The following is a 23007-nucleotide window of genomic DNA, read 5'->3' on the forward strand; positions in this document are numbered from 1 at the left end:
ATCGTTCTGCCGCATTCGGCATCCCTGCCACATCTGAAGCAAGACCGCACGCTTTTACTGCAGCGGTGCGAAGTATCCGCTCTCGTCCCTGCCGCTCCGGTTCATAAGATAGGTTTCGGCTTCAATCGGCAAAAACGCCCGCCCCATATCGGTGTTGAGTGAAGACATATACGAAAGCTGATATCGTCCGACGGGAAGGTTCCGCAAATCGTCGACGACGGGGGCAAGTCCTTCCTGTCTGAAAACGTAATAGGATTTGCCTTTCGTGTTTTCTTCGAGGTAAGCGATTTCGGGATCGACGGCACCCTGCGTAAGGAGGACGGGCGAAAACGCGATCGAATTGTTATTGAAATATGCGGTAAGTTCGGAAAGTCCGTACTTTTTAAAGGCGTTTTGCGTCACGCGTCCCGCGCTTAAAAATACGACGGCGCGTTTTGCTTCCGCGTTTATGAGATCGTTTGCGGCAAGGCGCAGGGCGAGGTCGAGGGACACTTCGGCCGACACGGGCGTTTTTAAAACGTTTATGCCGAATTTTTCGGCCGCGCGCGGAGAGCCTTTATATTCCGTCGCGGGCACGGCGCCTGCACAGACGATGCGGAGCGTCCCCTCGCCTTTCATCGCAGATGAAAGCTCGCGCACGGCGTTTTGGATTTGCGCTCCGTAAGCCGCGCTTTCCTTCGACCTGTCGATGATGATCGTAAGATCTTCGATTTTATTGTTCGACGCGGCTCCGATAAGTTTTTGCTGCAAGACGGGACGCTTCCCTTCCGTCAAGTAAAAGTTTTCTTCGCCGAGACCGACGACGCTTTCCCGGCGGCGGTTTTCGACGGAGAGTTCGACGACGACGAGCGGAAATTTATCGGCATTGACGCGTTCGATCTGTACGAAAAGTCCGCCGACAAGCTCCTGCATCTTCGTCATCACATACACTTCATTCGATTTCATATCGGTGACGAGGACGTTGCCGTTCGCATCGGGCACCGCGCTCGTCAGGCGCGACGGAGCGTTTCCCGTTTTCGCGCTTTCGTATGTCGCTCCCGTTTCGAGGTCGACCGAAATCACTTTGTTCGAATCGCAGACGACGAGAAAGCCGTTCCACGCTTTCATCGATTCGGGAAAGCGGAAAGTTTTTTCCCGCACCAGCGTGCGGACGAAGTTGCCTGCAGTATCGAATTGATAGATGCCGCCGGTCACGTTGTCTGCGACGTAGATACCGCCCGAAACGGCTGCGATGCCGGTAGGTCCCTGAAAGCCGGCAAAGCCGTTTTGCGCCTTTCCGAAATAAAAGAGCGCGTTTCCGTCTTTATCGAATACGTCGACGCGGCTGTTTCCGTAGTCGGTCACGTAGATGTTTCCGTTTTCGTCTTCGGCGAGATATTGCGGGCCGACGCATTGACCGACGCCGCGTCCCTTCGAGCCGATATATTTAATAAATTTTCCGTCGGGGTTCAAAAGCGAAAGCCTGTCGCCCGCGCTTTCGCTGACGAGCATATTGCCGCTTTGAAGCGCAATCACGTCGAGCGGCCGATCGAATCCGTTGATCGGTCCTTCGGCGCGGCGCACGACGGTGCCGTTGACGTTTATCTTCAAGAGTTCGTTGGAACCGTAAGCGACGACCCACAGAGTGCCGTCGGCAAGCGGAAGAGAGGAAACGGGTTCGCTGAACACAAGGACATCTCCGTTCATGCCGGGAAAGCTTCCCGCTTCCGTATAGCGCGCGTCTTTTCCGTAGGCATCGCCCGTCACGCGCCGCTCGCTGACAACTTCGATCCTGTTTTGCATGAGGATGCCGCCCCAGCCGTTTTCGTAAGCTCTCTTCCACGATGCGAGCGCTTCGCCTTCAAGGCCGCTTCGGTAATAAGCTTTGCCGAGCCAGTCGAGTATCAAATTGTCGTCGCTTTTGTATGAAAGGGAACGTTCGAACTGCAAAATCGCTTCGTTGAACGCGCCTCGGTAGTAAGCCTGCACGCCGCGCCGGAACTCTTCGGCCGCAAAGCCTTCGTCGGCCGTGCGCATTCTCCCGGGAGCGGAAAGCCCTGCCGTATCCTGCGCAAAAAGAGAAGCGGCGAACAGCAGCAATAAAAGGAGCGCTCTCTGTGCCGCGCGAAAAGAAGCCCCACTAGGGAAAGCATTTTTACGTATCGATTTTTTTGCCGAATGAACGGAATACGGTGCATGGGAAAAAAGATTTTTCATCGGTCGTCCTTAAAAGCCTCAAGCTGCGTGACGTGTTCTTTGATGACGGCATTCGAACCGTCGAGCTTTAGCGCTTCCGTAAGATATTTTGAAGCTTCTTCCATGAGGCCGAGTTTGAAATATACCCACCCCAGCGAATCAAGACATGCGGCCGATTTCGGTTCGGATGCGACCGCTTTTTTGCAGTAGGTCAGCGCTCGCGTCAAATCGGTATTTTCGCATGCGAGCACGTATCCCATGCCGTTCAGCGACGTGAGATTTTCGGGATCGATTTCAAGCGATTTTTCGTAATATTCGAGACATTTTTTGACGTCGTTTTGCTCCCACGCGATAAAGGCGATAGCCGCATAGACGGATGCGTTGCGGTAGCCCGTTTCGAGCAATTTGTTGAGTTCGAATTCGGCAAGACGCCTGCGGCCGGAAAGCGCGTAGATGACGGCGAGGAGAAAGCGGCACTGCAAAACGCGCTCGAGTTCCGTACCCGACGTAACCACCTGTTCCAAATACAAAAGCGCGTCGTCGTAGCGTTCGAGCTTCGCGTAGCACAGCCCTATGTAATACGCGAGCTCTATGCCGTCGATGCCCGTATCCTGAGGAAGCGCGAGAAAAAACGCGAGAGAGTCCGCATATTTTTTTTGCTTATACAGCAGTATGCCCTGCCGCAATATATCTGGAGTTTCGGATGATTTTTTTGCTTCTTTTGCCATAGCCCCACCGCCGCATTATCTTACACCGAAAACGAAATGCCGTCCACTCCTTTCGCAGCGCGCACTTCGGCATAAATGCGCGAGACGGCGACAAAACCTTTTTCGCATACCGCATTGTCGCTTGCATCTCCGCCGTGCGTAACGATGTCCCCTCCGCAAAAAAAGCTGTACCGGTCGCCGTCAGGGCCGGCGAGCACGTGAACGGCATCCCTATATTCGCGAAACGATATTTCATCGGCAAAGGAAGCGCCGCTATAGCGATCAAGAGACAAACCGTTGACGTTTATAAAAACGCACAGACCGTCGGGAGTGCCGTCTTCGTTTGCCGTATGAGTAAGCGAAATGAGAGAAGAAAGATTGGAAGAAGCAAAGCGCGCCATCGCATCGTAACGCCACAGGCCGTCCGAAGAGCGCACGCTGAAGGCGATTCCTGGCACTCCGTAGAGTACCGCCTGCCTCGCTGCAGCCGCAGTTCCCGAATAGAGAATATCCGTTCCGATATTTGCACCTCGGTTGATCCCTGAAAGCACGGCGTCTACGCCGTTTCCGATGATGCCGCTTTTGAGCGCGACGATGACGCAGTCGGCAGGCATACCCGAGCACGAATAGACACGCTGTCCGTGTTCTTTTATTCGAAGCGGCTTATCCATCGTAATGCGGTTCGAAGCGGCCGAGCGGTTTCTGTCGGGCGCAAATATCCACACTTCATGACCGGCATCGGACAAGTGCCGTGCAAGCGTTTTTATACCGTCGGCGGAAAATCCGTCGTCGTTTGTTAAAAGCAGTTTCACCGTGAAGTCCTATATTCGCCTTTACTTTACGATGTGCGCGCCGTCGGCGGGCAGCACGCGGTACGAAGACGGATGAAAGCCGAATATCCTTTCGTACTCGGAAAGCTTCGTTTGAAACGCTTCTTCGTCTTCTTTTCTGATAAACGTATAGAGGCAGCGCCCGAAGCCTTTCCCCGTAATGCGTCCGCACGTAACGGGGTTTCGAAGCTGTTCGAGATTGGGCTCGAGTTCGCCGACGCGTTTTAATATCCAGTCGATTTCCGGGCACGAAATCTCGAACAAGTCGCGCATGCTTTCGTGGCTGTGGTTGACTGCGCGCGCAAATTTTCCGAAATCGTTCTTCACGAGAGCGCTCCGCGCATCGATGATATCGTTGTGTTCGCGCATGATACACAAAAGCTTTCGTCTCGTATCTTCATTTACCGCCGAAAGCGTTTCGTTTATTTCGGTGACATTGTTTTCGTACTGCCAGCCGCCGTATACGCCTTTCTTTCGTTCTCGGAGATCGCCGAGCAAAAGCGCGTTTTCCGATTCGTGAATCGTATTTTCATCCCACACGGATATGCGCGGCACCCTCGCATCGGTGAGCAGGATGAGAGAGTCGTCGAACGGAAAATCGACATAATCGTAAGCTGCACGCGCGTGGTCGGTGATGAGCAGCTTTCCCGCTTTCGAATACAGGGCGGCAAAATTGTCGGCGTTATAGTTGCCCGTTTTCAAAAACGATTTATTGCCGCGCTCGATCGCCTGCAGCATCTCCGCATCGCTCATGTCGAGAGAAAAGAGTTCGCGGAACGCGAGCGCGCTTGCGGCCTTTATCGCCGTCGTAATGCCGAATCCCGCGGACGGAAGGATATCGCTGTATACGGTGATGTTCATGCCGCCGAGCGTACATCCTCCCGAAAGGAATCCCGAAATAACGGCTTTAATCGCATTCGCCCAGCGGTCTTCGCGCCTGAATTTCAGCGACGAAAGATTTGCCCGCTTTCTCTCGTTCATCTGCGAAAAGTAAAATTTCAGTACGGAATCGTTACGCTTTGAAACAGCGATGTAAACCGGAAGGTCTACCGCCATGGAAAGCGTTTTATCGCGGAAAAACCATGAGTGCTCGCCGATGAGATGAAAACGTCCGGGGGCAACAGCCGTTACTTTCGGAAAAACTTCATATTCTTGTTTGTGGGCACCTCTCACCTGTTTCATACGGCAGTTCGAATCCTCAAAACACCGCTTGTACTCGGCGGCGTTATATATTATAATATTTTCTATTGTATACTAATGAGTAATTTTTTACAAGTTTTCCGCGTGATTTTTTCGGCAATTCTCGTATCTCTGGCCATTCCGAACGAGTTTTTTTTGCTCGGATGTCCTTATATCACCCTCGTTTCGCTTATTCCTCTTTACATAGCCATCGCCGAATGCCGTTCCTACCGGAGCGCGTTTCGGCTCGGCGCCCTGCATACGTTTTCCGTTCATCTGTTTTCGAGTTTTTGGCTTGCATTTTTTAAAGATTTTGCGATTTTTACACTCGGCGCATCGGCACTGGGAACCGGCCTCATCGGTGGTATTTTGGGGCGCATGCTTTACGTACCCTATGCACGGTACGGCGGGGGGAAAAAGCTTTTCGAAGAGACGGAGGCGGCATGTTTGCAAAAACGCCTTGCCGAAGGGGCAGGACGCGCGGCATACTGCATTCCGTTCCGCGTATTTTGGTTTTCGTGTACATACACGCTCTACGAATGGTATAAAGCGTCGGGAACGGGCTTTCTCGCATATCCGTGGGGCACGCTTTCGTCGAGCGCATTTCCGTGGCGGCTTTTTATGCAGATCGCCGATCTCACAGGCGCATACGGCGTTTCGTTTTTGTTTGCGCTGTGCTCGGCAGTCTGTGCGGAAGGTCTTTTGCTCCTCAAACATACGCCGCATCTTATCGTACCGCGCGCTTCTCTTTCGGCGCTCAAACATACGGCGTGCGTATGCATTACGCTCTTTGCGCTTTCGTTTTTATACGGGGCTTTCCAATACGCAAAACCGCGTATACCCGAAAAAATGCTTAACACCGTCTTAGTGCAGCAAAACAGCAATCCGTGGAACGAATCGTCCGACGAAGCGTCGATCATGACATCGGAAAAACTCAGCGAAGAAAAAATCGACGCATTGAAAGCGGAAGGAAAAAATGTGCACCTCGTCGTTTGGAGCGAAGGCGTTTTGCGTCATTCGTTTCCGAGCGGACAGGCCTATTATTCGCTCTATCCTCCCGAAGAGCCGCTTTTGCGGTTTATCGAAAGGGTGAACGTGCCCTTTATCATCGGCGGTCCCTACGTCGCCGACGGAGAAGTGCGCAGATTGAGCAACGCTTCTCTCCTTTTTGATGAGAAAGGTAATTTTCGCGGCGCCTACGAAAAGATTCACCTCGTCCCCTTTGCAGAAGTGCTTCCCGGAGAAGAATACGGATGGGCAGTCAATCTGATGGATAAGCTCGTCGGAATTTCGGCCGGATGGAAAGCGGGCGATCAATACGTGCTCTTCGATATTCCGTGCGAATGGAACGAAAAGCGCGCAAAGAGCGCGTCGAAAATCGTATCGCTCGCAAAAGATACCGGAGATGATGCAGTAGAAAAAGAGATGCCGCTCGTCCGCATCGCATCGCCCGTCTGCTTCGGAGATGCCTTTCCGTCCGACGTGTGCGGTCCGCTTCACAGATACGGAAGCGACGTGTTTATCAACATAACAGACGACTCGTGGTCGAACACGAAGTCCGCCGAATATCAACACTTCGTCATCGCCTCTTACCGCGCGATCGAATACCGCACCACTCTCGTCCGCTCGACGAACGCAGGTTATTCGGTCGTGCTCGATCCGGCAGGCAAAATCGTCGCCGATATGCCGCTCTTCGAAAAAGACGCGCTCGCCGTTTCGATTCCCGTTTACAAACACAGCTCGACGGTTTATGCGCTTTTCGGAAATTGGCTCCCCTTCGTCTTCGGCGTTTTAATAATAGCCTACTGCCTCTACCTTTCGCTCGCCTTCGTTTTCGGCGACGACTTTATCTACGAAGCACATTAACAGCAAAGAATATTTTCCGAGGAATATAGGCGAAAAATATAAAGTATCAATGGGTGAATTAAAAAAGCATTGACAAATAAGAAATTTGAAAATATTTTCCTTAACTTCATTTTTATCCGAAACGAGTAACAAATTCCTCACGAAACTAACAGCATAACAACGGGAATCACCGCGATAAATAAAATGGTGCTTGTTGTCACAACGTTCGTTGCATACTCAACGTCACCCTTGCCTTCATCGGCCAATATCGGCAAAACTGTTAACGCCGGTACAGCAGCTTGAACAATTAATGTCCGGCGCAAAACGCTGTCGATTATCATCCCGGTCTCGGCGGAAACAAATATAATAAATGCCGTCACCAGCGGACTCAACACAAATTTTCCAAGGAGCGCCATCACGGTATCCCTGTCGAAATGAATGCTCTTTAAGCCGGCCTTCGATAAAACAACTCCGATATAAATCAATGAAAGCGGCGTTACAAGATTCCCGAGATAGGTAAAAATGTCCGTTATCATCGCAGGAATTGTAATTCCCGATAATAAAACGGCGATTGCAACGATGAATCCGATGATAGGCGGAGATAAAATCTTTTTGAAATTGATTTTTCCGCAGGAAACGCTGTCCGCTTTGGAATCGTTCGCAATAAGGATGGAACCTATCGTCCATGTTGATATCGTGTTCAATACGTAATATACGAGAAAATATTTGACTGCAGCCTTTCCAAACAGCGCTTCATTCAAGGGCATTCCGATAAAAATCGTATTGGCATTCACAATGGTGTTGACAAATATCCCTCGCCTCCCCTTAGGGATCTTTGTAACCTTCATGAGAAAAAAAGCAAATACATAATTAACTGCAAATGCGGCAGCTCCGATTAACAAAGGAAACGCAAGAGTTTTAAATTCGGACACGGTCAGGTTTTTTGTGACGGAAATAAAAACGGATGCCGGCAATGCGATGTTCATTATAAGATAGGATACATTCGCATTGAATCCGTCATCAATTCTTTTTTTTTGATGAATCAAGTATCCGATTACGACCAAAATTATAATCGGTACGATGCTTTTTATGACATCAACAATTACCATAACCGCCGCCGCTTGCCCGTATAAGCCTCTGTATCAGCCTTACCTTTCCCGTATTTTAATATTCCGGTTTCCAGATACAGGCTTTGACCGTTTTTTCCACATTATCCGTTGCAACGCGGTTTAATTTTTGACGGATGGCACACGAAGCAACCGCAACTGCAACCGCTTCGGAAAATTCCGTCAGCCGTGCTACCGGCGGTAAAACCGCCTCTCCGGGCTTACCGGTTTCGAGAAATGCTCCAAGCGAGTGTGCGGCTGCCGAGATCATTTCATCGGTTACGAGTTTTGAATTTACCGCGATATTGCCTAAGCCCAATCCCGGATAAATAAGTGCATTGTTCGCCTGTCCGATTGTGTATGTAACGCCCTTGTATTCTACCGAATCGGCAGGAATTCCGGTTGCCACCATGGCGCGGCCGTCCGACCAATGAATCAAATCCGAAGCCGTAGCTTCCGCCAGTTCCGTAGGATTGCTGAGCGGGAAAATAATCGGGTGCTCGCACCATGACGCCATAGCGCGAACGATCTCTTCCGTAAAGGTTCCCGGTGTTGTCGATGTTCCCACAAGAATCGTCGGCCGAATCGCCATAACCGCTTTTGTAAGCGAGGTAAGATTTACGGCGTCGGCAAATTCGCTGCGCTTCCGCGCAAACGGTTTTTGCTCGGGTGTCAGATCGTCCATGTCATCGAACAAAAGTCCTTGCTTATCGACCATATAAAAATGACTGCGGGCTTCGTCTTCGGAAAGCCCTTCGGCAACCATTTCCCTAAAAATACGATCCGTAATTCCGGCTCCGGCAGTTCCCGCACCGAAGCACAGATATACCTGCTCCGTAAGCTTTTGCCCGTTGATTTTCATAGCGCCGAGGATTCCCGCAAGCGTAATGATACCGGTTCCTTGGCAGTCATCGTTGAATACGGGAAAAGTCTTCCGATACGTTTGCAAAACCTTTGCGGCGTTCGATCTGCCGAAATCTTCAAAGTGAAGGTATAAGTCGGGGAAAAGTTTTTCCGCCGTCGTTACAAATTTATCGATAAAGCGGTAATATGTGTCGCCGTATATTCTCTTGTGGCGATTACCGAGATAGAGCGGATCGTCCAGCAGCGTTTGCCTATTTGTTCCGCAATCCAGTACAACCGGCAGCACTGTTTTCGGGTCAATTCCTGCGGCGGCAGTATAGACCATCAGTTTGCCTACGGAGATGTCAACGCCGTTCGTCCCCCAGTCGCCGATACCGAGAATTCCTTCCGCGTCTGTAGCGACGATAAGTCTGATATGTCTTCCGCCTGCGGCATGCCGAAGCGTATCTTCAATTTGCTCCGGAGCATCAATCGACAAAAATGCCGCCCCCTGCGTATCGACAAACTGTTCGCTGTACTGCTCGATACTTTCCGCGATAACCGGATCATAAACAATCGGCATCAGCTCCACAATGTGTTCATGAAATACATAATAGAAAAGTGTTCGGTTGTGATTGAAGATATCCATAAGAAATCTTCTTTTTTCTATTCCGGAATTCTTTCGTTCCATCTGGCGGTAAATTCTGTCGGCCTGCGTTTTAATATCGTCAATACACGGCGGTAGCAATCCTTCCAGATGATACTTTTTCCTCTCTTCGACAGAAAATGCCGTTCCCTTGTTCAAAAACGCATCGTTGATAAGATCATACCCATATTTTTCCATAAAGATTCCTCCATGATTTTCATTTACAGGATTACGGATATCCGTTTCGGCAAAAAGTATAACACGGGTCCAGCGTGTTGTATAGTCGAACATCGATTAACAAAAATCCGCACCCGTGCTCCGCTGATTAATAGAACATCGTACCTTTTTGTCCCGCGGCAATACTGAAGCGATGACAGCTTGTCACGCGCTCGATTTATTTTTATAATAAACGCGATAAAAGGAGGCACTATTGCCATGAGCAAATTTATCATCAAAAAGGCAAAGACCGGACTTATGTTCAACTTTGTCGCGTCGAACGGTGAAGTCGTTGCAACATCCGAAGTGTACACGACGAAAAAAGCGTGCAAAAACGGTATCGCAAGCGTTCAGCGGAATTCGGGATCCGATGTCGAAAACCTTGCAGATAAAAACAGCGTTCACGTCAAAGGCGCAAAGTACGAAACGTATAAAGACAAGCGCGGCGAATTCCGCTTCCGCCTCAAAGCGACGAACGGACAGATCATCGCCGTCGGTGAAGGTTACAAAGCGCTCGCAAGCTGCATGAACGCGATCAAGTCGATCAAAACGAATGCGAAGAGCGCCGAAGTCGTCGACGAAACGAAAGTCGAAAAGACCGAAGTCAAAAAGCCGGCGGCAAAAGCGAAAAAAACCGCGTGTACCGGCTGCGGCTGTAAATCGAAAAAATAAACAGCTGCTTAAAGCAAGCGGAAAAGAACTGTTCGAAAACCGCAAGTCTATCGGCTTGTTCTGAATCGACGGGCTGTTGAAAAAGCAAACGCCTTTTGAGACAGCCCCTTTTCATTGCCTGAAATTTTATTAATCGGTACCGTATCCGCACGGCAAGCTTTGATCGGAATGCCGGACGCGGTCAACTGAAATAATTATTAATTATAGACGGCAAGATTGCCGCATTGAAACAGATTGAGGAGATCTAATAAAAATGGAAAAATTTTTCAAACTAAAAGAACGCGGAACGACGATTCGCACGGAAATCACCGCCGGCTGCACGACCTTTTTGGCGATGGCCTATATCCTCGCCGTAAACCCCGCAATCCTTTCGCAGGCGGGCATGAACGCAGCTTCGGTTTTTACCGCGACAGCGATTGCGGCGGGCATTGCGACGCTCGTTATGGCATTTACCGCGAATCTTCCGGTAGCCCTCGCACCGGGCATGGGACTGAACGCATTTTTTACGTTTACCGTCGTTTTAGGCATGGGCTATTCGTGGCAGACGGCGCTCACCGCCGTTTTTCTCGAAGGCATTTTGTTTATCGTCTTATCGATTTTTAAAGTCCGCCAAGCGCTCATCAAAGCGATTCCGGCAAACTTAAAAAAAGCGGTTGCAGTCGGCATCGGTTTATTTATCACGCTCATCGGTCTGCATGACGGCGGCATCGTTTCGGGAGAGACGGGAACGATCATCGGTTTTGTGCCGATGAAAGGCGCCGCCCTCGTTGCGATCATCGGCCTCGTCATCACGATCGTTTTGCTCTGCTTAAAAGTAAAAGGCGCGATCATCATCGGCATGATTTTGACGACGATCATCGGCTACCCTTTCGGCGTAACGAAGATACCCGAGGGCTTCAGCCCCCTCTCACTTCCGGCAGCTCCGCTTTTCTTTCAGTTCGATTTTTCGACGGTGCTTTCACTGAAATTTTTTACCGTATTTTTTACCTTCCTCTTTGTCGATATTTTCGACACGATCGGAACGCTCATGGGCATCGCCGAACAGAGCAATTTGAAAGATAAAAACGGCGACATCAAAAACGTCAACGAAGCGCTGCTCGCCGATGCGGTCGGAACGGTTGTCGGTTCAATGCTCGGCACATCGACGATAACGAGCTTTGTCGAAAGCACGGCAGGCGTCGCCGAAGGCGGGCGCACGGGACTCACATCGGTGACGACCGCTCTCATCTTTTTCGCCTCTCTCTTTTTGAGTCCGCTCTTTTTACTCGTGCCGTCGGCGGCTTCCGCACCGGCGCTCATCGTCGTCGGCTTTATGATGATGAGAGCAGCCGCGAATATCGAGTTTACCGATCTTTCCGAAGGCATCCCCGCTTTTATCACGATCATGACGATGCCGTTTTCGTACAGCATCGCAACCGGCATTTCATGGGGCGTTATGAGCTACGTCGTCTGCAAAGTCGCTTCGCGCAAGTTTAAAGACATTTCCGCGCTGACGTGGATACTCTTTGCCGTCTTCGTTGTAAAGACCGTACTCGACGCAATGTAAACACTATGGCAGACGAAGCAAAATACGCGCGCCCGAGCTGGGACGAATATTTTATGGAAGTATGCCGCACGGTCGCAAAAAGGGCAACCTGCGACCGCGGCAGAAGCGGCTGTGTCATCGCGCGCGACAATCAAATTCTCGTAACCGGCTATGTCGGAAGCCCTGCGGGGCTTCCCCACTGCGACGACGTCGGACATTTGATGCGGAAAATGATCCACACGGACGGAACGATTTCACAGCACTGCGTCAGAACCGTACACGCCGAACAGAATGCGATCTGTCAAGCGGCAAAGCGCGGCATCGCGATCGACGGCGCGACCGTGTACTGTAAGATGACGCCGTGCAGAACCTGCGCCATGCTCATCATCAACTGCGGCATAAAGCGCGTCGTATGCGAAATGCACTACCACGACGAAAAAGATTCACTCGATATGTTCAAACAGGCGGGTATTCCGATCGAACACGTAAACGACAAAACGCAAACCTACACGAATATGTAGCCCCGCTCGCAAATCGATACGCTTTTATCGGAAGCGCGCTTATGTTCCGCCTTTGGCGTAAGCGGCAAGCAGTCCTTCGGCGACACCGGGATTCGTGATAACCGACGGACCTCCGATGCAGCCGCTTTCGCACGCCATCACTTCGACAAGGTTCGGTGTGCTTTCGTTTTTCGCAATCTTCCCCTGATTTATCATTCCGTATGTCGCAAGCTTTTTCATACCGGCTCTGTCGAGTCCGTTGATTTGGGCGGCTTTGAGGATGCTTTGATCTTTCAGACGCACCCGCACCGCTTCCGCTACCCCGCCCGTCTTTGCAAATCCCCTTCCCGTCGACGTCGGAATGTGATCGGGCAGTTTTGCAGGGAGAGAAGCGATATCGATATTTTTTGCGATAAAAAACGCTCTGAGCTCTTCGACCGAAAGCACGTAATCGACCGCATCGTCGTCGAAACCCTCCCTCCGCTTTGCAAGGCAGGGACCGATAAACACGGTAACGCAGTCGGCATCTTTTTGCTTTGCGATCTCCGCCGTGTAGTGCATGGGGCTTCGCGTTTCGGACACGCAGGGCTTCAAAGCCGGCACGTGAATATTTACCGCGCGCACATACGCCGAACAGCACGACGTCGTCATAAGCACGTCACCCCGCTCCATACGCTCTTCGAATTCTTTCGCTTCTTTATCCGCGCAGATATCCGCTCCGATCGCGACTTCGAGTACGTCGTCGAAGCCCAGAGCCGAAAACGCCGCTTCGAGCTGACCGGGAGCGGATTTGAATTGAGCTGCGATCGACGGTGCATAGAGCGCGACGACGCGGCGCTTTTTTTGCATAATATGCTTGATAACGTCGACGAGCTGGCTTTTATCCATCATCGCACCGAAGGGACACTCGCTCATGCAGCGCCCGCAAAAAATACATTTATCGTAATCGATTTTTTCGTGTCCCGTTTCGTCTTTGCTGATCGCGCCGACGGGGCATGCTTCTTCGCAGGGTACGGGAATTTTAATAACCGCATGATACGGACAGTTTTGCATGCACAGCCCGCAGTTGACGCACTTCGCTTCATCGATAACCGCTCTCCGGTCTACCGTGATCGCTTTGCGCGGACAGTTCATCATGCACGGGCGCGCAAAACAGCCCTGACACGCGTTCGTAATCATGTAGTGCGTTTTTACACACGCGTTGCACGCATCTTGCAAAACGGTGAGCATGGGCCAGGTCGGAGAATCCCGCTCGAGAGCATCCTTCGCGTATTCGGCAAGCGGGCGGTCGTCGTCGTAATTTTCGATCGATATGCCGAGCCTGGCAAGGACTCTCATGCGCAAAATCGCCCTGTCGTGGTAAATACAGCAGCGTATCGATTTCGAGTCGAGAGGCGCCATTTCGCGAGGGATATAATGCACGCCTTCGGCAAGTTTGCCGTCGAGTTGAAGCCGCGCGATACGTACGAGAATTTCACGCTTTACGTTTGCAGCGTTGTTGTTGATATTGAGCATCGTTTTTCCCTCATGCAGCTGTTCGTTTACGCGCGGCAGTATAACATATTTTTACAGTTTGCGCCAGAAAACGAATACGAAAAAACGGTCTCCTCTCGTATTACCCTGTCAAAATTCGGCATCATCCGTTTACAATATTTTGCGGATGTCCTTCCATGAATTTCTTTAGATTGTCAACCGCTATTTCCATCAATCTTTGCCGGCTTTCTTTCGGCGCCCAACTGATATGCGGCGTAATCAAACAATTCTTCGCTGTCAAAAGCGGATTATCCGCTTTGATGGGTTCTGCGGAAACCACGTCAACACCGGCCGCATAAACTTTTCCGCTATTCAAGGCATCAGCGAGATCCTTTTCAACGATCAATGGGCCTCTGCTATTGTTGATGATAATAACTCCGTCTTTCATTTTTGCGATTGAATTTTTATTGATAATCCCTTTCGTATTATCGAATAACGGGCAATGCAAGGCAATGACATCGCTTTCAGCTAAAAGAGTGTCAAATGTCACATACACATCGGAAAATTGAGGATTTTTAAATTCATCAAACGCAATGACATTCATTCCAAATCCCCGGGCGATGCGGGCCGTTGCCTGTCCGATCCTGCCGTATCCGATAATTCCCATCGTTTTCCCTGCAAGTTCGATGAGAGGATAATCCCAAAAGCAAAAATCAGGACAAGACGTCCATCGACCGGCTTTGACCGCATCGCTATGGTGTTGGACGTGATGAGCGATTTCCAGTAATAATGCAAATACGAATTGGGCAACAGCGTCTGTACCGTAGGTTGGAATATTGCAGACTATAATTCCTTGTTCTTTGGCTGCGACAATATCGACAACGTTGTATCCGGTAGCAAGCATACCGATATATCGAACGCCGGATGCTTTTTTGAGGGTTTCTCTACTCAACGGAGTCTTATTGGTAATAACGATTTCGGCATCGCCGATTCGATTGAGAATTTCCGATTCTTCAGTACGATCATATACAACCGTTTCACCGACGGCACGGAATCCATCCCAGCTGAGATCTCCCGGATTTTCGGTATACCCGTCAAGAATTACAATTTTCATAAAACACCTCTAACACTACGCTTTCGCGAGGCATATCATATCTTTAAGGAATAAATTTCAACGGCATTTTTGTAGAACACCCGCTCCAGATCTTCCTCTTTTTTCAACAACGATCTGTATTTTGCCATTTCAACGGGTATATTATATATATTGTCTGAAGAAAAAAGGATTTTCGAACAGCCGACTTTTTTGATCATATTCTGTACCCCAAGTACGCCCACCCAACTCGGTTCAAGAAATACATTATCAAATTTCGCGGCGATATATGTCGCCTGCTGATTATGCATTTCAGAACCCGCGTGCGCCAACACACACGGAACATCCGGATATTTTTCCAAAGCAGGGACAACGCTGATAGGATCGGCAAAAGGGATTCCGGCACCGGTATGAATCATGAGCGGCACCCCCAATTTTCTACAGGTTTCCCACACAAATAATGCGTCTTTTGAGGAAGGATGCGTCGCATGTCCGATCGGAGTAATCTTTATTCCGACAAATCCGAGTTTTTTAATACATCGCTCCGCTTCGTCATAATAGTCCTGTTCGGTAAAATGAGGATTAATTGAAGCCATGCCCCAAAACCGTTTTTTTGCCGATTTTGTAAGCTCATAAATTCTATCATGGATTTTTCTGTGATCTTCAATATACGGACGAGGTAAATAAGGCTGTACGATTCCGCCGAACACACCGTTCCGTTCATATGCATCGATCAACTGCGATTCATTTAACGTTTCATCGAATACTACGTCTTCTCCCAGATGCGCATGGACATCGATAATTACATTTTCGTTATTCATGGTTTCCTCCTTGCTTTATTCGTATATACATACCGTATTCCATACGTCATTCTTCTTCCAAGTTTTGAAATGTCCCGATAAAAACGACAAAAATGATAATAAGACCTTTTGCAATTCTTTGCGCACCGACTGACATACCGAGTAATTGCATAGCAGTTACTATGATCCCGAGAAAAAAACACCCGACCAATGTACCGGGAATACTCGCTTTCCCTCCTGAAATCAATGTTCCTCCGACTACGACACTCGCAACGGATTCCATAGTATATGCGTCACCCATACCAAGCAATGCGCCGCCGACTCGTGCAGAAATCAACATGCCGGACACACCGGCAAAAACACTGCTGAAAATATAGGTTAACATCTCGACCCGTACGACTTTGATACCCGCCAATTTCGCTGCCGTATAATTCTGTCCGATAGCGCATAAGGATTTTCCATACGGAGATTTATTGAGCAGTAAGTACAACAAAACAGCAAGCAATAGGGTAAAATACAGCATGTAGGGAATTCCAAACAAACGGTTTCTGGTAACCGCCTGTAATACGGGAGCGATTGCAAAAATCGAAAACTTTCTGTTGATCAGCAGCGCCGCAGTCGTCAAGATGTAATTCATCGCCATGGTTGCAATAATGGCAGGAATACGCATATAGATTACAAGTAAGCTGTTTAAGATTCCAATCAATACGGACAGAGCAAAAACAACGCATAGTGCAGCAGGGATATTGCTGTTTACACCGTTTATGATACGCATCGAAACAAATGCCGTCAGTGTCAATACTCCGGGAATCGACAGGTCAATCGCCCCTCGACCGGAAGTAATAACAAGCATTTGTCCGAAAGCCAATAAGGTCAGATACGAAGCGGCATAGGCATTGGAAATAAAACTTTCGGCGTTCAATTTACCGGAATACAGCCCCATAATCAACCAAAGTAAAAGAGAGCCGAATGCCGCCCAAATCCAGTTGTTACGCTTAATATAGCTTTTTATATCTATCATTGCATTCATTGTATTTTTTCCTTTTGAAACAATCGTAAGGATAAAATCAATATCAATACCACGCCTTGGATTGTCGCAGTATAATCGGTACTGACACGAAGCAAGCCGAGCAAAATACTTACAAAAGTGAGTACGACGCTTCCCAATACGGCACCGATATGCGTTACGACACCGCCGGAAAAATAGCCGCCGCCGATAATTACTGCCGCAACGGTTAAAAGCGTATAGGTAGACATAGCATTTATATCGGATGCGGCTATAATTGCGGATTCGGCAATTCCGCCCATTATTGCAAAACAACCGGCTATCAAATACGTAATCCAATATGCGGTATAACGCGACCACCCGCTGTTGACCATGGCACTTTCATTGTTTCCGAATCCCCGCATAACCGTACCGTATCGGGATCTATAAATTACTACGGCCAACGCTATGAATACTATCAGCCAAATGACAACACCTTGTAAAATCGGATTATTGAAATTAAAGAAATTGATCATCCATGCAGGAACGGTTCCTCCCGGGACATCCTGCAATACATAGGCAAGCCCCGTCCAAACGAACGACATACTGAGTGTAATAATGATCGGCGGAATAGTCCGCCAGCAAACCAAAAGTCCCATCATCGAATACGCGGCGAGAAGAGCGCCTAATACCGAAAATCCGACAATCGGCTTGTCATATAAAAGCGTAGCACATACTACGTTGACCAACCCCATAAACGCGCCCATGCCGAGATCGATATGTCCTAAACCGATCAAAAATGTCTGTGCGAGCGCTCCTAAAACAAACGGTGTAAAACCGACTGCAAGCAATTCAAAACCGAATTTGGAAAAAACCGCAGGAGACATAACACCGCACAAACCATAGAGCACGATCGACGCGATCAGCGAAAACAGAAACAGGCTATTGTATTTCTTTTTTGCGGTATGAACCGTATCTTTATTTTTTGCAACATCGTCAAAGGTAAGTTTGAGCATATCCGTATGCTGGAATTGGTCTTGCGTATAACTTCCAATGATTTTTCCAGAGCCTAATACGAACAGATGAGAGCAATATGCAAGTTCAGCATCGTCTGAGGATCTCCATATTATCAACTTCCCGTTGCAGGCGGCTTCTTGAAATATCCCATAGAGTTCCTCTTTCGTTTTGACGTCTACGCCTTTCGTCGGATCATCGAGAAGAATGATATCCGCGTCGGAAGCCAAAGCTCGAGCGATGAGGACCTTTTGCTGATTACCGCCGCTAAGATTCGTGATGACATCAGTGTATGAGTTGCATTTGGTTTTCAGTCGGTCATTCCATTTGGAAACGAGTCCGTCGGCATAGGCATTGGAAAAAATCGAACAGAGAACCTTACGGGCAATATCGGTAATAATAGTATTATCCGAAATCGACCAGAGGGGAAACAGGCCTTCCTTTTTTCTGTCCCCCGCAACATAGGCAACGTTACCGTTTATCGTCAAAGCATCCTTTCCGCGTTTTTTTGACGAGTTGAAAAATATCTCCTGCAAAAATTCAAGTTGCCCGTTTCCTTCCAGTCCCGCAACACCGACTATCTGACCGCCGTACATTTCGCACGTCACATCTTTTAAAGCTTCCGTCGTATAATGTTTAAAAGACACGCAAATATCGGAATTTATTTTAGGCTTTTCCGAAGAAATGCAGCGAGGCGCTTTTTCGACAATTTCGTCTCCCATCCTATTAACCATGTCATCGATACTTGTTGACGAAATATCGCACTGATATTTTTCTTTGCCGTTTTGCATGATAAAAACTCGATCCGCAATATCCATTACTTCTTGTAATCGATGCGAAACGAAAATATAAGAAATTCCGGAATTGACGGAATCCTTGATATAGCGCAACAACTGTTCGGTTTCTTCGATAGGAAGCGAAGACGTCGGTTCGTCGAGAATGATAAGTTTGGCATGCTCGTCGCAAAACGCTCTCGCAATTTCAACCATCTGTTGTTGGGCGATCGTGAGAGAGCCTAAAACGGCATCTACATTGATTTTATTAGCGGGAAATACTTTTTTTAAGGCTTGTGAAGACAAAGCTCGTGCTTTCGTCCGCCATTTTCCGGACTGTTTTCTAAATGCTTGACCGTTTTCAACAAAAAAATTTTCGTATACAGTGAGATTTTTGCATAATGATAATTCTTGATGAACCACCCGAATACCGCATTGTTTTGCGATATACGGCGAATAATGCGAAAAATCGATTTGTCGTCCGTCAACGACTAAGGTTCCGCAATCGGGAGGGAATTTACCGCAAAAAAGATTCTTCAATGTACTTTTTCCGGCACCGTTTGCGCCGACTAAGGCCAACACTTCCCCTTTGTAGACGACGATGTCCAAAGCGCTCACAGCTATCGTATGTCCGAAAGTTTTTCGCAAGTTTTGCGCTTCGATCAATACTTCTTGATCTAATGATTTACTTTGGGTATTCGTATTCACCATATCGCCTCTTTTTGCCGTGTCGGTTTCAAAAAAACAATCGATTATGAGGCTGCCCTTTCTTTCGGGACAGCCCCATGAATATCAATTTTTCAAATTATTTTGCTGCGTTGATAATATCTTCAAGAACGTATTCTTTTGAAAAATCGGGAGAAATAAAAGTACCTGCCTTCATTCCTTTATAATCGTTTAAATTATCGATCTTTACTCTCGGTACACCCAGCATCATTTTTTTGGGAACGTCGAAGCCGTTGAGAACATACAACGCCGTCCAAAATGCGGCACCGCCGCAACCGGGAGTTGACCCCTGACTTAAAGTCTTATAGCCTGCTTGCTTTTCCCACCAGTTGATGAATTCGGCAGTATTATCCCCGATAATAATAGGCATCTTGCGACCGGACTGCTCAAAGGCATGTACAGCACCGATGGCGTCGCCGCCGCAATGAGTAATAACGGCATCAACTTGCGGTAACGAAGGAAGAACTTTGATTAACTCTTCTTGCGTTTTCGTTGCGCTTGCTTCTCCGATCACTTCCTGGATAATCTTCAAATTAGGATATTTCTTTATTGCCTTTTGGATTCCGGCATAGATACCCTTATCGGGAGCGGCTCCGGAAACACCGCGCACAACGACAACATTTCCTTTACCGTTCAATTGTTCCGCGATATAGTCGGTACTTGCCGCACCGATCTGTTCCCACGGATAATCCATAGTATATACACCGTCAAGATTGACAATAGAATCGAAAGCGACAACGGTGATACCTTTATCCAAGGCTTTTTGAATCGTGCTGTTGAGCGCAGTCGGGGAAGCGGCACAGATGGCAATAGCATCGACACCGGCGAGAATAAAACTGTTGATTTGAGCTATCTGGGCGTTAACCGTTCCGTCACCGTTTTGAATTTGATAATTCGAAATATAACCGGCTTTTTTTGCCTCTTCGGCGGCATTGGAAAACGCTTCTACCATCTGTTTTCGCCACGTATTGCCGAAATACGAATTCGATAAGCCGATTACGTACTTACCTTGTTGAAGCTCACCGTTGAAAGTCACATTTTTAGCGTTCCCGTTCGTATCCTGTACTCCTGTCGCAAAGGCAACCGTTATCGCCATGCTCAGCGTCAACGCAAATACAATACTCTTTTTCATCGTATACCTCCTCTTTTTCTCTCACCTATCAAATCTTCGGATTGTTCGGATGCAACATCGTCGCGATCACTTTGTCAAGGATATCGTCATCCCATATCTTTTTCCAATCGTCACGAAGGACCAATTTATTTCCAAGACTTATTGCAACTTTGCACGCATCGGATACCTGCGTATTTCCTAAAAAGCCGAGAAAATTCGCTGTGAGGTTATAAATGTGTCCGGACAGAAAAGAAACGGCGGCTTCTTTTTGGATACCCCGTCTTTCCGCTTCTTTGACAGTTTCCGCCATCGCATACAAACACGTTGCACCCAGTAATTCAACCAATGTAGGCTCAAGGAATGCGATACTTCTGGCATCCATAACATAACTGTTAACAACGGGAGCGAACATCTTTTCGGCTACGGTACGCAACTGTGCAAACCTGTTGTCATCGCCTTGAATTTTCGCCATGACGATGTCTTGCTTTCCTCCTTGCCCGCCGAAATAATCATGGCGTGCCTCGTATGAATCCTGATCGATAAAATACGAAGGATGACACGGATGTACGACACCGAACGTACAGTCATCGCGTAAAGCGAGTTCTTTTGCAACGGCTGCCGCAGGATCAAGAATTAACAAACCCGCACCGGGAGACATAAGCTTAACAATATCTTTTGACACGACATTGATAAGTGTATCGGGTACTGCCAATACAACGACTTCAACTTTAGGAACAATATCTTCGGCTTTGTACGGAGTAAAACCGCGATCTTTGATCGACTGCAATCCCTTATCGCCGCTTTCAACGAGATATAGATCGTAGTCGCTGACTTTTGCCAGATTGGTACTTGTACGTACCCCCATTTTTCCTCCGGCACCGATAACTGCTACTTTTAATTTACCCATGCTATGCCTCCTTACTTTTGATGTGACTCTTTATCGTCATCGCGATGTTATCGGAACCGAACCCATAATGATCAGCCAGTGCCGCTGCCGGTCCGGATTCACCGAAACTTTTTAAACCTATTCTGTGTACCGGTTTCGGATCGTGTTCACATACCAGATGGCAAATATATGATCCCAAACCTCCGTTTATGTTATGATCTTCGACGGTAAACAAAATTTTCGCCTTTTTTATCCGATCCAATATTTTATAGGGATTTTTTCCGTATAAGATATTGACGTCGGCAACCGTGACGTCGATGCCTTCCGCGTGCAATGTATCGGCGGCGGCAATGACCCTATCCATAATGAACCCCGAAGCGAAAATTACATAATCCGAACCGTAGGATTTTAAAACAGTGAGTCCGTCCGGATCGAACGTGGAATGTATGTCATACACATCGGCTTCTCTTCCGCTCGCAGCTCTCACATAAACCGGTCCTTCCGTTTCATAGGCATATCTAACCGCCCAATACGTTTGGATTGCGTCGGCAGGCGTATAAATTGCAAAGCCGGGTATGCTTGATAGAATTCCAAGATCTTCATAAAATTGATGAGTAACTCCTTCCCGTTCACCGCCGATCAATCCGGCGTTGATTCCCACGAACTTTACATTCAAGTGAGGATACGCAACGAATGTTCTCATCTGTTCACACGCTCGCATCGTCAAAAATCCCGCATATGTACCGACAAACGGAACAAGCCCGCAGCTTGCCAAGCCGGCGGCGACATCTACGCTGGCCTGTTCCGCAATTCCGACTTCGACATATCGATCCGGATATCGTTCGGCGAAGGGTACGGCGCGCATCGCCTTTAAGGAATCGGCTGAAACGAAATAGACGTTTTTATTTTCATCTGCCATATCCAGCATCGCGGCAGCAAACGCCTCCCTTGTACCGGAAAACTTTCTCATAATGCGCCTCCCAATCGATCAACTGCTTTTCGATATTGCTCTTCCGAGGGCACTCCTTTGTGCCATGCATTATCGTTTTCCATAAAATCTACCCCTTTTCCTTTTACGTCGTTGCAAACAATCACATGAGGTTTTCCTTCGTTTTCTTTTGCTTTTATTATCGCCTGCTTGATTTCATCGATATTGTGTCCGTCGATTTCCTGGACATCCCAGCAAAAACTTGCAAAGCGTTCCCGAATATTATTTGCGCCTATAACATCATTGACGGTACCGCCGCTTTGCCAGCCGTTTTTATCGACGAACACCACGATATTATCCAAGTTTCGTGCAGCTGCAAAATTTATGCCTTCCCACGCAACTCCTTCCTGCAATTCGCCGTCGCCGACAATGACATAAACAAAATAGCTTTTCTTCAGTCGCTTCCCCGCAAAAGCCATTCCCGCTCCGATCGCAATCCCGTTACCTAAAGAACCGCTTGTCATATCCACGCCGGAAGTTTTATTCATGACCGGATGCCCCTGGAAATCGCTCCCCAACGCCCGCAAATTGAAATGTTCAATACGTTTACCGAAATAGCCTTTTTCATTCAATGCGGCATACCAAATCGGACACGCATGCCCTTTTGAAAGAATAAATCTGTCACGATCTTCCCATTGCGGATTTGCGGCATCAATATGCATCGCGTCGAAATATAAAGTCGCTACAATATCTGCAATCGATAACGCAGGGCCGGGATGACCGTCTTTGCCTTCATAGACCATACGTATAGCTTCCAATCGCAGCCGGTCTGCAATTCTTTTCAACTCCGTTGAGTTCATTGCCGCCTCCTGTTAGACATCAAACATCCTACATTTGATGTCTAACTGATTCTAACACGGGTTTTATGCTCTGTCAACAATTATTTTTCAAAAAAATACAAAATCCGTATTTTGGTG

The 23007-nt window shown here is 48.2% G+C and carries 19 protein-coding genes; 4 read left to right on the forward strand and 15 right to left on the reverse strand.

Translation table 11 applies throughout. The features are described from left to right. Window positions 1-54: 54 nt before the first annotated feature. The 4 genes from IZU26_RS05405 to IZU26_RS05420 are packed head-to-tail and all read right to left on the reverse strand — an operon-like array spanning window position 55 to window position 4894. Window positions 55-2196, reverse strand: coding sequence for a hypothetical protein (locus IZU26_RS05405; RefSeq protein WP_433277363.1), 2142 nt, complete (start codon window positions 2194-2196; stop codon window positions 55-57). After that, on the reverse strand, window positions 2193-2903 hold the full coding sequence (locus IZU26_RS05410; protein WP_433277365.1) for a tetratricopeptide repeat protein: 711 nt from the start codon (window positions 2901-2903) through the stop codon (window positions 2193-2195). The genes IZU26_RS05405 and IZU26_RS05410 overlap by 4 nt, the downstream gene beginning before the upstream one ends. A 20-nt stretch (window positions 2904-2923) precedes the next feature. Next, entirely contained in the window at window positions 2924-3694 is a 771-nt protein-coding gene (gene surE, locus IZU26_RS05415) for a 5'/3'-nucleotidase SurE (protein WP_433277367.1), read from the reverse strand. Window positions 3695-3715: 21 nt separating this feature from the next. Then, the gene (locus tag IZU26_RS05420) at window positions 3716-4894 is read right to left on the reverse strand and encodes a galactokinase (RefSeq protein ID WP_310824685.1); all 1179 of its coding nucleotides are present in this window, start codon (window positions 4892-4894) and stop codon (window positions 3716-3718) included. 75 nt (window positions 4895-4969) lie between these two features. Here IZU26_RS05420 and lnt point away from each other — a divergent pair, with 75 nt between their 5' ends. Continuing rightward, window positions 4970-6757 carry an apolipoprotein N-acyltransferase gene (gene lnt, locus IZU26_RS05425; protein WP_433277369.1) on the forward strand — a complete coding sequence of 596 codons (1788 nt, stop codon included), beginning with the start codon at window positions 4970-4972 and terminating at the stop codon, window positions 6755-6757. Window positions 6758-6894: 137 nt separating this feature from the next. On the opposite strand, the gene IZU26_RS05430 is transcribed toward lnt, so the two are convergent. Together IZU26_RS05430 and IZU26_RS05435 are read right to left on the reverse strand one after the other, a co-directional pair. Then, complete coding sequence (locus IZU26_RS05430) at window positions 6895-7845, reverse strand: AEC family transporter (protein WP_433277371.1); 951 nt, start codon at window positions 7843-7845, stop codon at window positions 6895-6897. A 55-nt stretch (window positions 7846-7900) separates the two neighbouring features. Continuing rightward, window positions 7901-9622 carry a malolactic enzyme gene (locus IZU26_RS05435; protein ID WP_433277373.1) on the reverse strand — a complete coding sequence of 574 codons (1722 nt, stop codon included), beginning with the start codon at window positions 9620-9622 and terminating at the stop codon, window positions 7901-7903. Window positions 9623-9766: 144 nt separating this feature from the next. On the opposite strand from IZU26_RS05435, the gene IZU26_RS05440 reads away from it, so the two are divergent. From IZU26_RS05440 to IZU26_RS05450, 3 genes are all read left to right on the forward strand, one after another. Continuing rightward, window positions 9767-10219 (forward strand): YegP family protein, encoded by a 453-nt coding sequence (locus IZU26_RS05440; protein WP_021331494.1) that lies wholly within the window; start codon window positions 9767-9769, stop codon window positions 10217-10219. A gap of 253 nt (window positions 10220-10472) precedes the next feature. Further along, window positions 10473-11765: an NCS2 family permease gene (locus IZU26_RS05445; RefSeq protein WP_433277375.1), complete on the forward strand. Its 1293-nt coding sequence runs from the start codon at window positions 10473-10475 to the stop codon at window positions 11763-11765. Between the two features lie 5 nt (window positions 11766-11770). Then, on the forward strand, window positions 11771-12265 hold the full coding sequence (locus IZU26_RS05450; RefSeq protein ID WP_205076224.1) for a deoxycytidylate deaminase: 495 nt from the start codon (window positions 11771-11773) through the stop codon (window positions 12263-12265). A 39-nt stretch (window positions 12266-12304) separates the two neighbouring features. On the opposite strand, the gene IZU26_RS05455 is transcribed toward IZU26_RS05450, so the two are convergent. From IZU26_RS05455 to IZU26_RS05495, 9 genes are all read right to left on the reverse strand, one after another. Next, window positions 12305-13759 carry a monomeric [FeFe] hydrogenase gene (locus tag IZU26_RS05455; protein WP_385972848.1) on the reverse strand — a complete coding sequence of 485 codons (1455 nt, stop codon included), beginning with the start codon at window positions 13757-13759 and terminating at the stop codon, window positions 12305-12307. Between the two features lie 121 nt (window positions 13760-13880). Further along, window positions 13881-14831, reverse strand: coding sequence for a D-2-hydroxyacid dehydrogenase (locus IZU26_RS05460; RefSeq protein WP_433277377.1), 951 nt, complete (start codon window positions 14829-14831; stop codon window positions 13881-13883). A gap of 35 nt (window positions 14832-14866) precedes the next feature. Then, window positions 14867-15628: an amidohydrolase family protein gene (locus tag IZU26_RS05465; protein ID WP_433277379.1), complete on the reverse strand. Its 762-nt coding sequence runs from the start codon at window positions 15626-15628 to the stop codon at window positions 14867-14869. Between the two features lie 46 nt (window positions 15629-15674). Continuing rightward, window positions 15675-16628, reverse strand: coding sequence for an ABC transporter permease (locus tag IZU26_RS05470; RefSeq protein WP_433277381.1), 954 nt, complete (start codon window positions 16626-16628; stop codon window positions 15675-15677). Between the two features lie 5 nt (window positions 16629-16633). Continuing rightward, window positions 16634-19090, reverse strand: coding sequence for an ATP-binding cassette domain-containing protein (locus IZU26_RS05475; RefSeq protein WP_433277383.1), 2457 nt, complete (start codon window positions 19088-19090; stop codon window positions 16634-16636). A gap of 94 nt (window positions 19091-19184) precedes the next feature. Next, complete coding sequence (locus tag IZU26_RS05480) at window positions 19185-20237, reverse strand: ABC transporter substrate-binding protein (RefSeq protein WP_433277385.1); 1053 nt, start codon at window positions 20235-20237, stop codon at window positions 19185-19187. 28 nt (window positions 20238-20265) lie between these two features. Then, window positions 20266-21123 carry a phosphogluconate dehydrogenase C-terminal domain-containing protein gene (locus IZU26_RS05485; RefSeq protein ID WP_433277387.1) on the reverse strand — a complete coding sequence of 286 codons (858 nt, stop codon included), beginning with the start codon at window positions 21121-21123 and terminating at the stop codon, window positions 20266-20268. A 1-nt stretch (window position 21124) separates the two neighbouring features. Continuing rightward, the gene (locus IZU26_RS05490) at window positions 21125-22072 is read right to left on the reverse strand and encodes a transketolase family protein (RefSeq protein ID WP_433277389.1); all 948 of its coding nucleotides are present in this window, start codon (window positions 22070-22072) and stop codon (window positions 21125-21127) included. Then, a complete protein-coding gene (locus tag IZU26_RS05495) occupies window positions 22069-22890 on the reverse strand; it encodes a transketolase (protein WP_433277391.1) in 822 nt (273 codons plus the stop codon). Before IZU26_RS05495 ends, IZU26_RS05490 begins: the two co-directional genes overlap by 4 nt. Window positions 22891-23007 lie beyond the last annotated feature (117 nt).

It is taken from the genome of Treponema sp. SP13, from assembly GCF_050938355.1.
Classification (GTDB): Bacteria; Spirochaetota; Spirochaetia; order Treponematales; family Treponemataceae; genus Treponema_D; species Treponema_D socranskii.

Coding starts and splice junctions, on each gene's coding strand:
- IZU26_RS05405 (WP_433277363.1), bottom strand. CDS start 2,196: ATGAAAAATCTTTTTTCCCATGCACCGTATTCCGTTCATTCGGCAAAA.
- IZU26_RS05410 (WP_433277365.1), bottom strand. CDS start 2,903: ATGGCAAAAGAAGCAAAAAAATCATCCGAAACTCCAGATATATTGCGG.
- IZU26_RS05420 (WP_310824685.1), bottom strand. CDS start 4,894: ATGAAACAGGTGAGAGGTGCCCACAAACAAGAATATGAAGTTTTTCCG.
- lnt (WP_433277369.1), top strand. CDS start 4,970: ATGAGTAATTTTTTACAAGTTTTCCGCGTGATTTTTTCGGCAATTCTC.
- IZU26_RS05430 (WP_433277371.1), bottom strand. CDS start 7,845: ATGGTAATTGTTGATGTCATAAAAAGCATCGTACCGATTATAATTTTG.
- IZU26_RS05435 (WP_433277373.1), bottom strand. CDS start 9,622: ATGTTCGACTATACAACACGCTGGACCCGTGTTATACTTTTTGCCGAA.
- IZU26_RS05440 (WP_021331494.1), top strand. CDS start 9,767: ATGAGCAAATTTATCATCAAAAAGGCAAAGACCGGACTTATGTTCAAC.
- IZU26_RS05445 (WP_433277375.1), top strand. CDS start 10,473: ATGGAAAAATTTTTCAAACTAAAAGAACGCGGAACGACGATTCGCACG.
- IZU26_RS05450 (WP_205076224.1), top strand. CDS start 11,771: ATGGCAGACGAAGCAAAATACGCGCGCCCGAGCTGGGACGAATATTTT.
- IZU26_RS05455 (WP_385972848.1), bottom strand. CDS start 13,759: ATGCTCAATATCAACAACAACGCTGCAAACGTAAAGCGTGAAATTCTC.
- IZU26_RS05460 (WP_433277377.1), bottom strand. CDS start 14,831: ATGAAAATTGTAATTCTTGACGGGTATACCGAAAATCCGGGAGATCTC.
- IZU26_RS05465 (WP_433277379.1), bottom strand. CDS start 15,628: ATGAATAACGAAAATGTAATTATCGATGTCCATGCGCATCTGGGAGAA.
- IZU26_RS05470 (WP_433277381.1), bottom strand. CDS start 16,628: ATGATAGATATAAAAAGCTATATTAAGCGTAACAACTGGATTTGGGCG.
- IZU26_RS05475 (WP_433277383.1), bottom strand. CDS start 19,090: ATGGTGAATACGAATACCCAAAGTAAATCATTAGATCAAGAAGTATTG.
- IZU26_RS05480 (WP_433277385.1), bottom strand. CDS start 20,237: ATGAAAAAGAGTATTGTATTTGCGTTGACGCTGAGCATGGCGATAACG.
- IZU26_RS05485 (WP_433277387.1), bottom strand. CDS start 21,123: ATGGGTAAATTAAAAGTAGCAGTTATCGGTGCCGGAGGAAAAATGGGG.
- IZU26_RS05490 (WP_433277389.1), bottom strand. CDS start 22,072: ATGAGAAAGTTTTCCGGTACAAGGGAGGCGTTTGCTGCCGCGATGCTG.
- IZU26_RS05495 (WP_433277391.1), bottom strand. CDS start 22,890: ATGAACTCAACGGAGTTGAAAAGAATTGCAGACCGGCTGCGATTGGAA.